Source organism: Desulfurivibrio dismutans, from assembly GCF_029210385.1.
GTDB classification, from domain to species: domain Bacteria; phylum Desulfobacterota; class Desulfobulbia; order Desulfobulbales; family Desulfurivibrionaceae; genus Desulfurivibrio; species Desulfurivibrio dismutans.
Genome location: NZ_JARGDQ010000002.1, coordinates 251498 through 263407, shown reverse-complemented (window position 1 = coordinate 263407; position 11910 = coordinate 251498). Strand labels below are relative to the sequence as shown.

General features: G+C 62.0%; 10 protein-coding genes. 5 read left to right on the top strand and 5 right to left on the bottom strand.

Annotated elements, in window-relative coordinates; genetic code table 11:
- Positions 1–3: 3 nt before the first annotated feature.
- The 5 genes from P0N66_RS03160 to P0N66_RS03140 form a co-directional block, all read right to left on the bottom strand.
- Positions 4–930: a dihydroorotate dehydrogenase gene (locus tag P0N66_RS03160; RefSeq protein WP_275802541.1), complete on the bottom strand. Its 927-nt coding sequence runs from the start codon at positions 928–930 to the stop codon at positions 4–6.
- Between the two features lie 46 nt (positions 931–976).
- Positions 977–1726, bottom strand: a complete 750-nt coding sequence (locus P0N66_RS03155; protein WP_275802632.1) for a dihydroorotate dehydrogenase electron transfer subunit — start codon at positions 1724–1726, stop codon at positions 977–979.
- A 133-nt stretch (positions 1727–1859) separates the two neighbouring features.
- The gene (locus P0N66_RS03150) at positions 1860–2738 is read right to left on the bottom strand and encodes a ParB/RepB/Spo0J family partition protein (RefSeq protein ID WP_275802540.1); all 879 of its coding nucleotides are present in this window, start codon (positions 2736–2738) and stop codon (positions 1860–1862) included.
- Positions 2739–2831: 93 nt separating this feature from the next.
- Positions 2832–3644 carry a ParA family protein gene (locus tag P0N66_RS03145; protein ID WP_275802539.1) on the bottom strand — a complete coding sequence of 271 codons (813 nt, stop codon included), beginning with the start codon at positions 3642–3644 and terminating at the stop codon, positions 2832–2834.
- A gap of 190 nt (positions 3645–3834) precedes the next feature.
- Complete coding sequence (locus P0N66_RS03140; RefSeq protein WP_275802538.1) at positions 3835–4992, bottom strand: M20/M25/M40 family metallo-hydrolase; 1158 nt, start codon at positions 4990–4992, stop codon at positions 3835–3837.
- A 333-nt stretch (positions 4993–5325) separates the two neighbouring features.
- Between P0N66_RS03140 and P0N66_RS12850 the strand changes: the two genes are divergently transcribed.
- The 5 genes from P0N66_RS12850 to P0N66_RS03120 all read left to right on the top strand — a co-directional run bounded on the left by P0N66_RS12850 (position 5326) and on the right by P0N66_RS03120 (position 11899).
- Positions 5326–5499 carry an RCKP-type rubredoxin-like domain-containing protein gene (locus P0N66_RS12850; RefSeq protein ID WP_431189995.1) on the top strand — a complete coding sequence of 58 codons (174 nt, stop codon included), beginning with the start codon at positions 5326–5328 and terminating at the stop codon, positions 5497–5499.
- Positions 5441–7702: a molybdopterin oxidoreductase family protein gene (locus tag P0N66_RS03135; protein WP_275802537.1), complete on the top strand. Its 2262-nt coding sequence runs from the start codon at positions 5441–5443 to the stop codon at positions 7700–7702. The genes P0N66_RS12850 and P0N66_RS03135 overlap by 59 nt, the downstream gene beginning before the upstream one ends.
- Positions 7699–8736, top strand: coding sequence for a 4Fe-4S dicluster domain-containing protein (locus tag P0N66_RS03130; protein WP_275802536.1), 1038 nt, complete (start codon positions 7699–7701; stop codon positions 8734–8736). The genes P0N66_RS03135 and P0N66_RS03130 overlap by 4 nt, the downstream gene beginning before the upstream one ends.
- A 281-nt stretch (positions 8737–9017) precedes the next feature.
- A complete protein-coding gene (locus tag P0N66_RS03125; protein WP_275802535.1) occupies positions 9018–9905 on the top strand; it encodes an FAD/NAD(P)-binding protein in 888 nt (295 codons plus the stop codon).
- Positions 9906–9910: 5 nt separating this feature from the next.
- Positions 9911–11899, top strand: a complete 1989-nt coding sequence (locus P0N66_RS03120; protein WP_275802534.1) for an ASKHA domain-containing protein — start codon at positions 9911–9913, stop codon at positions 11897–11899.
- Positions 11900–11910: the final 11 nt, after the last annotated feature.

Genomic DNA, 11910 nt, shown 5'->3' with positions numbered 1-11910 from the left:
AATCTAAGTGCGCAAAGTATTGCGCAGTTCATTTATCGAGCGCATATTGTGTTGCGCCAGATATTCGACAATCCCGTTGATTATCTCATCAGTGGCCCTGGGATTGATGAAATTGGCCGTCCCCACCTGTACTGCGGTGGCTCCGGCGATAATAAACTCCAGGGCATCTTCGGCGGTCATGATGCCGCCAATGCCGATTACTGGAATCTTCACCGCCTGAGCCGCCTGCCAAACCATGCGCAACGCCACCGGCTTGATGGCCGGACCGGAAAGGCCACCCACCACATTGGCCAGCTTGGGACGCCGGCTTTGAAGGTCGATGGCCATGCCCAACAGGGTATTAATCAGGGAAACGGCGTCAGCTCCGGCCTCGGCCACACTTCTGGCCATCAACTGAATATCGGTAACATTGGGCGAAAGTTTGATGATCAGCGGCAGCTTGCAGGCCCGCCGCACCGCACCGGTGACAGCGGCGGCCATCGCCGGATCGGTGCCAAAGGCCACCCCGCCCTCTTTAACGTTGGGGCAGGAGATATTGACCTCCACGGCCGCGACCCCCTCAACATTATCCAGGCGTTGGGCCAGTTCGGCATATTCATCCACGGTATTCCCGAGAATGTTGACCACCACCGTGGCCCCCGTTCTCTGTAACCAGGGCAGTTTATCCTGTACAAATGCCTCGACCCCGACATTTTCCAGGCCGATGGCGTTAAGCATACCGCAAGGCGTTTCCACCACCCGAGGGGGAGGATTACCTGCCCGCGGCAACAGCGATATTCCCTTTACCACCACCGCCCCCAGACGAGTCAGATCAATAAAATCCTCGAATTCGCGGCCATAACCAAAGGTTCCCGAGGCCGTCATTACCGGATTACGAAGAATACACCCGCCAATTTTTACTTTCAGATCTATTTCCGTATCAGCCTTCATCTTTGTCCATTCCTGTTCTCCACCCATCCGGCTGCTCGCTTTCCCTTTAACCCCAGTTGACATCCTCAGCTTGAAACACCGGTCCATCTTTACATACGTGAAAGTAGCGCTCTCTTTTGCCGCTACCGGCCACCGCACAACCCAGGCAGGCGGAAAAACCGCAGGCCATCATGGCTTCAAGCGACACCTGGCAGGCCCAGCCCCGCTCCCGGCAACGGCTGGCTACTGCAGCCATCATCGGCCAAGGGCCGCAGCAGAAAACCCGGCAGTGGCTTCCTTCCTGGCCCCATTGCTGATCGATAAGCTCAGGAACCAAGCCATGATGCCCCAACGAACCGTCGTCGGTGGCAACGGCCGGTTCCAGCCCCAGGGCACGAAAATCGGCCAGGAGGGGGGCCAGTTCCGCCTTACTGCGCGCCCCCAGAAGCACATCCAGGGCCGTGCCATCCGGCAGCAGACGCTGGATTTCCCGGGCCAGAAACAAAAGCGGCGCCACGCCGATGCCGCCGCCGATCAACCCCAGGCGGGTGCCGGTCGGTGGCGGGGTCAGCGCAAACCCTCTTCCCAGGGGGCCCACTATTGCCACCGACGCACCGGCGGCCAACGCTGCCAAACGCCGGGTTCCTTCTCCCAGCACCTTGAAAAGTACCTGCATACGGCCGTCGGCCATGGTTTGGTGCAAGGAAAAAGGCCGGCTCAGGAGCGGGTCCAACCCCCGCCCGGAGCGCAACATGACAAACTGTCCCGGTCGCCCCGCCGCTGCTATCTCGGGAGCAAGAATGGTCAAGCGGCACACTCCCGCACCGAGATCTTCATTGCTCTCTATGGTCGCTAAATACTGTCCGGGCATATTTTTGCCTTAAGCCTCGCTTTGCTATAACTGTCATGTGCCACGCCTGGCAAACACAACATGTGGCTGTTGTGGTGAGTTACTTGCCGCCGGGTTGCAGCAGCCCAATCAAACGCTCCAGATCGTCTGGGGAGTAATACTCTATTTCCACCTTGCCCCGCTTACCGTTTTGCACAATTCTCACCTTGGTTTCATAGTTTCGGCCCAACTCCGAAGCCAGGGCCCGACAGTATGATTCCGGTAATCCCCGGGCCGGTTTACGGGCACTTTCTTTCCCATTACCTCCGCTGCGACTGTTCTTGCGCCGCCGGGCCAATTCTTCCGCCTGGCGGACACTCAACCCTTTGTCGATGATCTCTTCTCGTAGCTGCCGCATCTGTTGCTCGTCCTGCAACCCCAGCAGAACCCGAGCATGCCCCATGCTGAGCCGCTCCGCCGCCAGATCATCCTTGGCAAAATCAGGCAGCTGGTTGATCCGCAAAGCGTTAGCCACGGTGGAACGTTCCTTGCCGACCCGCCGGGCCACCTCTTCCTGGGTCAACCCATATTCTTGCACCAGACGAAGGTAGGCCTCAGCTTCTTCCAGGGGGTTAAGATCCTGGCGCTGAATATTTTCCACCAGAGCCATTTCCAGCTGATCCTGGGGGGAAACATCTTTGACCAGCACCGGAACTTCTGCCAGACCGGCCAGACCGGCTGCCCGCCAGCGGCGCTCGCCAGCGATGATTTCATAGCGCTCGTCGTCCAAGCGCCGCACCACCAAAGGCAGCAAAACGCCCTTCTCGCGAATCGATTCCGCCAACTGCTGCAGCGCTGTGTCATCAACTTTTTTTCGCGGCTGGTGCGGGTTGGGCACAACGGCTTGCAACGGACAAACCAGATAAGGCCTTTTTTTGTCATCGTCGTGAGATGGCAGCAATGCGCCCAGCCCTTTGCCCAAAGGATTTCTTTTCACCATTGCTCTACCCTCTTGTTTCCTTGGTGTAACCCATAATCCCCCACGCTCCGGCGCATGTCACCACCCAAGCCCCGAAACGCCTGCCCGGCTTTTTCAGATTTTCTTCTGCTGCCGCAAAAACTCTCTGGCCAACTGCAGGTAACTGACAGCGCCGCTGGATCGCCGGTCGTACAACAGGGCGGGCTTGCCATAGCTGGGAGCCTCGCTGAGCCGGACATTACGCGGAATTACCGTTTTGTACAACCGCCCTTTAAAGTGTTCGTTAACTTCCGATGCCACCTGATGGGTCAACCGGTTGCGTCCGTCAAACATGGTCAGCAAAACCCCCTCGATAACCAGCCGGTCGTTGTAGGAGTTTTTAACCAGGCGAATGGTCCTGACCAGCTGGCTTAACCCTTCCAAAGCAAAGTATTCACACTGCAGGGGAATGACCACCGCATCGGCGGCGGTGAGAGCATTGATGGTCAGCAGCCCAAGCGACGGCGGGCAATCGACAAAAACATAATCATAATCTCCCAGCACCGGACTCAGCAGATTTTCCAGGTAGCGCTCCCGCCGACTGGCGCCCATCAGTTCCACTTCGACCCCGATCAGGTCAATACGACTCGGCAGCAACCCCAGCTTGCCTTTCAAATCCGCCACGGGCACGATCGCTTCCCGGGCCGGCACTCCATCCAGCAGGCAGTGGTAAAGATGCACAGCCTCCTCTTCCCCGCCCGGAGCTGCCTGGATATCCCAACCCAACCCGCTGGAAGTATTTCCCTGGGGGTCAGAGTCCACCACCAACACCCGCTTGCCCAACGCGGCCACCGAGGCAGCGAGATTAATGGCGGTGGTGGTTTTGCCAACCCCGCCTTTCTGATTAGCCAGGGCCACCACCCTTGCTCGCTGTTCACCCTGCACCATTCCGCACCCCCTTTAATGAAGTTAAGCAGAACAACACGGCGCCTGGTTTCGCCGTCGCAACATATGGCCTTTATACCCCGGTTTGGCGACCAGCACAACAAGACTGATTGCTCTGTTTCACGTGAAACAGACCGATTACTATCGTAACTTCAATGCGTTAACTGAACGCAGGCGGATTAACTGCAAAAAATCAGTTTTGAGAAACATGGTACATGGTCAGCAGCAGTTCTGTCGTGCGCACCAAGGCAGTGAGGGTAATGGATTCGTCAGTGGTGTGAACATCAGTCATCCCAGTTCCCAGAATGGCAGTGGGCAAACCATGGGCAGAAAAAATATTGGCGTCACTGCCGCCTCCCGCCACAGTAAAATCAAGCCGTCGATGTAATTGCTCGGCCGCCTTGGAGAGCAGCTGCAAAACATGATCACCAGGGTTAAGTTTCATGGCCGGAAACTGTTCTTGCGCCGCAAACCGTATCCGGGCCGCGCCACGAGGTGGCCCGGCCGATGGCGGCGGCGGGCCAAACCCGGCAACCGCTTGCTGAAAGGAGTTTTTAATGGCCTGGGTGTAGCGAGCCAGCTTATCGTGATCATGGCTGCGGACCTCACCCTCCAGCGTAACAAGGTCAGGAATGATATTGGTGGCCTTGCCACCGGAAATCACTCCAATGTTGGCGGTACTCTCGGCATCAAGTCGACCCAGGGGTAGCTCGGCCATCGCCCGGGCGGCCAGTTGAATCGCATTTATGCCGGTCTCCGGGTGAAGTCCGGCATGAGCCGCCAAGCCATACACATCAACCGTAAAATGGTTGGCGGCTGGTGCCGCAACCACGGCCAGATCCAAGCCGGCACTGTCCAGAGCATAACCTGAAGCGGCTCGCACCAGGGAAAAATCAAAATTCTTGGCGCCAAGCAGGCCAACCTCCTCACAAGTGGTAAAAATAAACTCCAAAGGCGATTGCAAACGGCCATCCTCTTTCAGGCAACGGGCCATTTCCACCAGCATGGCGATCCCGGCCTTATCATCGGCTCCTAGCACCGTGGCGCCGGCACTGGTAAAAGTTTCACCGTGCCGCCGCACCTTAACCCCGCAGGACGGCTCAACAACATCAAAATGACAGTTACAGAAAAAAGGAGGCAAACCTCCCCCGCGGCCAGGAATCCTGACCACCAGGTTGCCAGTATCGGAACCAGTAAACGGGGCCGAGTTATCTTCCAGGATCTCTGCTCTGAATTCGGTGGCAAAGAGCCCTTTTAAAAAAGCGGCCACCGGCCCCTCCCGACGAGAAGGGCTGTCTATTTCACAAAGGCGCACAAAAGTTTTCGCCAGGCGTTCCGGTTGTATAGGCATTGAAATTACTCCCCAGCGGCAGAAAAGCCGGCGCAGTTAAAGCCACATCGACAAACAAGTCGTAAATTATTTTGCTGGTTTCACAGCGCTAAGCAACCATAACAATGGCTTGAAACCAAGCAAGCACAAAGATTAGCAAAAAATTTGCGTCCAATAGTACAATGAAGTTGAACCGGCGCAAAGGAAGAAAAGCAAACCAAGCCGGCAAGCCCAGACATTGATCAAACATGAATATTTGTTACTTGCTGACACCCCATGGACAAGGCTATGATGGAACGGAAAGTGGCAATTATTGTCGGATGTAACGATGGTTTTTGTTAACAACCCTAAAACATGAGGCGATACAAAATGGCAACGTTCAAATGCGAAAAATGCGGAACTACGAAGGAAGGACGCTGCAAACCCAAAACTTGCCCGCGGTGCGGGGAAACCGGCTGCATGATGAAAGATGAGGCGGCCGCCGCCCCGGCCAAGAAATGCGGCGGCGGGTGCAAGGCGAAAAAATGAGCCGACGGCGGCGGAGGACGGGTCTGTGAACGCGGTGCCCCGTGATCGTGTACGTGAAAATGTCTTCACCATCTGCCCCTATTGCGGCTGTGGCTGCGGGCTGTACCTGCGCTGTGAGGGCGACCAGGTGGTGGGTGTTCTCCCCAGCCGCCACCATCCGGTTTCCCGAGGCAACCTGTGCGTTAAGGGGTGGCAGTTGCCGGAGGTCATCCAGCACCCGGCCCGCCTCACCTCCCCCCTGCGCCGCAAAAACGGCCGGCTGGAGCCGGTGAGCTGGGACGAGGCCCTGGCTTATTGCGCCGCCGAGTTGGGCCGCATCGGGGCGGAACACGGTCCTGAGGCGCTGGGAGTGCTGGCCTCGGCCAAGTGTACCTGCGAAGAGAACTACCTGCTGCAAAAATTCGCCCGGGCGGTGCTGAAGACCAACAATATCGACCACTGCGCCCGCCTCTGACACGCCCCCACGGTGGCCGGTCTGGCCACCACCTTCGGCAGCGGGGCGATGACCAACTCCATCAACGAGATTGAGGCCGCCGAGGTTATCCTGGTTTCCGGCTCCAACACCACCGAGGCCCATCCCCAGGTGGCCCGCCGCATCTATGCCGCCAAGGACCGCGGCGCCAAGCTGATCGTCATCGACCCCCGCCGCACCGCCATCGCCCGTCTGGCCGACCTGCACCTGGCCCTCAAGCCCGGCAGCGACATCCCGCTGATCAACGGCCTGATGAAAGTTATCCTCGATGAAAACCTGGCCGACGACCTGTTCATCGAACTGCGCACGGAAAACTTTTTTGCCCTGCGAGACTATCTTTACCGGCTGGACCTGGCGGAGGTTTACCGGCAGACCGGGGTCGCCCCCGAAGAGCTGCGCCGGGCCGCCCTGCTCTACGGCCGGGCCGGCAAGGCGGTGATCTGCTACTGCCTGGGGGTCACCCAGCATGTCTGCGGCACGGCCAACGTGGAGGTCCTGGCCAACCTGGCCATGCTCACCGGCAACGTGGAAAAGGAAGACGCCGGGGTGGACCCGCTGCGGGGCCAGAACAACGTCCAGGGGGCCTGCGACATGGGAGCCCTGCCGGGGATGCTGCCGGGCTACCAGCCGGTGACCGACCCCGAGGCGCGGCAACGCTTTGCCGCCGCCTGGGGGGTGGAACCGCCGGCCTGGCCGGGTCGCACCCTGCTGGCCATGACCCATGGCCGGGAGCCGGACAGTGGCGATGGTCCGGTTAGTAAAAGCGACAGCCCGGCCGCGAAACCCGGCGGCGCAGGCGGTGCCGACCAACCCGGCCAGCCGGACCCGGCCAGCGGCATCCGCGCTCTGCTGATCATGGGGGAAAATCCACTGCTCAGCGACCCGGATCTCAACGGGGTGGCAGAGAACTTCCGCCGCTTGGACTTCCTGGCGGTCAGCGACATTTTCCTCACCGAAACCGCCGCCCAAGCCGACGTGGTCTTCCCCGCCGCCTGTTTTGCCGAAAAGGATGGTTGTTTCACCAACACCGAACGCCGGGTGCAACTGATCAGCCGCGCCGTGGCGCCGCCCGGCCAGGCCAAAAGCGATCTTGAGATCATCGCCGCCTTAAGCCAACAACTGGGCTACCCCATGGATTACCAGTCGGCGGCCGAGGTCATGGAGGAAATCGCCCTGCTGACCCCCATCTACGGCGGCATCTACCACGACCGCCTGGCCGGCGGCTGGGGCCTGCAATGGCCCTGTTGGGACCGGCAGCATCCCGGCACCCCTTATCTGCACAAGTACTACTTCACCCGCGGTCGGGGCCGCTTTGCCGTGGCCGAGCACCAGCCGCCGGCGGAAAGCACCGATGCCGACTACCCCCTGCTGCTCAACACCGGTCGGGTTTACCACCACTACCACACCGGCAGCATGACCCGCCACAGCGCCATCCTCAACCGGGAATGCCGCCACCCGCTGTTGCAGATCAACCCGGCGGACGCCCGGGCGCGGCAGATCGCCGGCGGTGAGGCGGTACGGCTGATCTCCCGCCGGGGAGAGGTGGAGTTTAAGGCCGAGCTGAGCCAGCAGGTGCCGCCGGGCATGGTTTACGGCAATTTTCACTTCGCCGAGGCCCCCATCAACCAACTGACCACCACCGCTAGCGACCGCCGGGCCCGCTGCCCGGAATACAAGATCTGCGCCGTCAGGCTGGAAAAAGCCGGGGGGGATGAGGGGAGGCGGCCATGAGTGACCAGTACCTGCTCAGCCGCGACCATCTGGCCCCCCTGCTGCGGCGCCTGGCCAAGGAATACCGGCTGGTGGCCCCGGTCCGCAACGACCACGGCGACACCATGTTCCAGGAGATCGCCAACCCGGTCGCCACCGTCCCGGACCTTGAGAGCCAGCCACAGAACTCCCTGAAAGATTTTCTCTTTCCCCAGCAGGAACACCTCTACGACTACCGGCTGGACGACGCCGGGGGCTACCATTTCCAACCGCCGGCCACCACTACCCCACCCACCCTCTTCTTCGGGGTCCGGCCCTGTGATCTCAACGCCGTGCTTTATCTCGACGTGGTCTTTCTGCCCGGCCGCCGGGAGCTGAGCTACCGGCGACGGCGGGAAAACAGCCTGCTGATCGGCCTCAACTGCAACCAGCCCTTTGCCGACTGCTTCTGCGCCGCAGTCAATGCCGGCCCCTTCCTGGAAGAGGGCAGTGATTTGCAACTCACCGACCTGGGCCGCGATTTCCTGGTGGAGGTGGGCCGGGCCGGCGGGGCCGAGATCATCCGGCGCTGGCCCCACTTTTTCCGCTCGGCCCCGGCGGAAGAACGCAACCGCCGCTTCCAGCTCTACCTGGAGGCCCGGGGCGGCTTCAGCCGCCAGGTCCACGCCGACCAGGCCATCAAGCGGCTGGCCGCCGACACCCTGCCGTCGGGGGTCTGGGAAGAGCTGGCGACCCGCTGCCAGGACTGCAACGGCTGCGCCTACCTCTGCCCCACCTGCACCTGCTTCACCATCGTCGACCAACCGCAGGACCAGCACCACGGCCGACGCCTGCGGCTCTGGGACGCCTGCACCGCCACCGGCTTCACCGCCATGGCCGGCGGCCACAACCCGGTGCAGCCGGGCAAAGACAAGTTGCGCCAACGTTTCCGCCACAAGCTTGAACTGGATGTGAAAAAACACGGCCGCCCCAGCTGCATGGGCTGCGGCCGCTGCGTCGGGGCCTGCTTCGGCGGCGCCGATATCCTGCATTTTATCAACCTGGCCGGGAGGTAAACTTGCAACGACTCGACCCAAAGTGGCGTCAAAGTCATTGGCCTTGGCCACGGGGTGGGGGCCGTGACACCCGGTAGCGACTCATTCTCGGCCGACATCCTGTCGGCCTCCGAGGTGCCCGCCGCCTCCTGCGCGTCCATGCGCCCGGCAGCGGGCGAACCCGTCGCTACCGGGTTTCACGGCCCCCGTCCAGGCCCCACGCGACTTTCACTTTGCTCCGGGCCCAGACGATTGGTGCTCCGACTGAACCCTTACATAAAGAGATCAGGGGAATTTAGCCAATGACGATTGATAAGATCCGGCCCGGTGGGGTGATTGATCCCTACCTGCCCGTGCGGGCGCGGATCAGCCGGATTATCGAAGAAAACCCACGGATCCGGACCCTGGTTCTGGAGCCGCTGGAGGAGTTGCCGGCAGCCAACGGGGCACGATCGACCGCCGGACGGTCCTCGGCTTACCAGCCGGGGCAGTTTGTCATGGTTTCCGTACCCCACTGCGGCGAGGCGCCCATTTCACTGGCCTCCTCGCCCCATGAGCCGGAGCTGCGGCTCAGCGTGCTCAAGGTGGGCTTACTGACCGAGGCCCTGCACCGGTTGCCGGTGGGAGCGGAGGTGGGCCTGCGGGGACCCTACGGCCGCCCTTTTCCCCTGGCCGACCTGCACGGCCGCCGGCTGCTGTTCATCGCCGGCGGTATCGGCCTGGCCCCTTTGCGTTCGGTGCTGGAAAGCTGCCTGGCCGAACCGGAAAAATTCGGCCCCCTCACCCTGCTCTACGGCAGCCGTACCCCGGCCGACCTGGCCTTTGGCGAAGACCTGGCCCGCTGGCAGCAAAGCGGCCGGGTGGACTGCCGGCTCACCGTGGACCAGGGCGCGCCGGGCTGGACCGGCGCCGTGGGGCTGGTCACCGAACTGCTGGCCGAGCTGGAACCGGCGCCGGAGCAAACCAGCGTCCTGATCTGCGGCCCGCCGCCGATGATCCGGGCCGTATGTCGCCAGACCGCAGCGACGGGCATCGCCCCGGAACAGATTATCACCACCCTGGAGCGCCAGATGAAATGCGGCCTGGGCCTCTGCCGCCACTGCCACCTGGACCACCACCTGGTCTGCGTCGACGGACCGGTTTACACCCTGGCGCAGTTGCAGCAACTGGAAATCATGGAACTGGGGTAAGCCAAATGAGCGAACAGTCACAAACGTCATACCGCATCACCTTTGAGCCGGGCAGCCGGACAGTGAACGCCGCGACCGGCGAAACCCTGATCAGCGCCGCCCGGCGACTGGGGCTGCATGTCAACGCCTCCTGCGGCGGCGACGGGGCCTGCGGGCGCTGCCGGGTGATCGTGGAACAGGGCACCGTGCAGGGCGGGGAGAGCGAAAAGATCCTGCCGGGTGATTTTCAGCAGGGCCATCGCCTGGCCTGCGGCGCCGTCATCACCGGCGACACGGTGGTGCGGATCCCGGTGGAATCCGGCCTGGGCAAAGGCGGGCTGATCACCGGCGACCGGAGGGAGGTGGCGGGCCGCAACCAGGCCCGGATGCATGTCTACGACATCGAAGAATTGAGGGAACACGGGCTTTTTCTACCGCCGGTGGAGAAATTTTTCCTGGAACTGCCCCGGCCCGGACAGGCCGACAACATGGCCGACGCCGGCCGGATCATCAACGCCCTGAGCAGTCAGTATGACGAGCACCGGATGGTGATCACCCTGCCGGTGCTGAAAAAAATCCCCGCCGCCCTGCGGGCCGACGATTTCCTGGTCACCGTCACCGTGGCCCGGCCGGTGCATGCCGGCAAAAACTTCATCATGGACATCCAGCCGGGCGACTGGACCCGGCGCAACTTCGCCCTGGCCTTCGACCTGGGCACCACCTCCATCTACGGCATCCTGGTGGACCTGGAAAGCGGCAAGGTGCTGGCCCGCGACGGCGCCTACAACGGTCAGCTCAGCTACGGCGAGGATGTCATCTCTCGCATCATTTACGCCGAAAAGCCAAAAGGGCTGGAGTTGATGCAGGAATTGGCGGTCAACACCATCAACCAGGTGCTGGATAAGCTGCTAACCAAGGCCCACCCGCCCCAGGAGGCGGCCCGGGGGCCGGTGCGGCGGGAGGAGATCAGCTCGATTACCCTGGCCGCCAACACCACCATGACCCATCTGCTGCTGGGGCTGGACCCCAGCCACATCCGCCGGGCGCCCTACGTACCGGCCAGCACCTTCCTGCCGCCGGTACGGGCCGCCGACCTGGGTCTTGAGCTGGACCAGCACGCGGTGGCGCTCTGTTACCCGGCGGTTTCCAGCTACGTGGGCGGCGATATCGTGGCCGGGGTGATGGGCTCGGGCATGTACCGCACCGACAAGTTGACCCTCTATGTGGATATCGGCACCAACGCCGAAATCGTCATCGGCAGCCGGGAGTGGCTGGTCTGCGCCGCCTGTTCGGCGGGCCCGGCCTTCGAGGGCGGCGGCATCACCCACGGCATGCGGGCCGCCCAGGGGGCCATCGAGGATGCCGCCATCGACCCGGAAACCCTGGAGCCGCGCCTGACCACGGTGGGCGGCAAAGCACCGGTGGGGATCTGCGGCTCGGGGCTGCTCAACCTGGTGGCATCCCTGTTCACCGTCGGGGTGCTGGACCACGGAGGCCGCTTTAACCGGCAGCGGGCCACTGACCGGCTGCGGGAAGGCCGCAGCGGCTGGGAATACGTGCTGGCCTGGCGGCACGAGGCCGGAGTGGACCATGACATCGTGCTCAACGAGGTGGATATCGAAAACTTCATGCGGGCCAAGGCGGCCATCTTTGCCGGGGTCAAGACCCTGGTGGAGGAGGTGGGGTTGAGTATCGGCGACCTGGAGCAGGTAATCCTGGCCGGGGCTTTCGGCAGCTACCTGGACCTGGACGCCGCCATGACCGTGGGGCTGCTGCCGGAGATCGCCCCGGAGAAATTCCTTTATGTCGGTAACGGCTCCCTGATGGGGGCCTGGATGAGCGCCATGAGCAACCATATCCGCCGGGACGTGGTGGAGGTGGTCCGCAAGCTCACCAGTTTCGAACTATCCGAGGTCACCGCCTTCCAGGAGCAGTACACCGCCTCCCAGTTCCTGCCCCACACCGAGCTGGACCTGTTCCCCGGGGTGAAAAAGCGTCTGCAGGGCGGCAGTTGAGCGACCCCGGC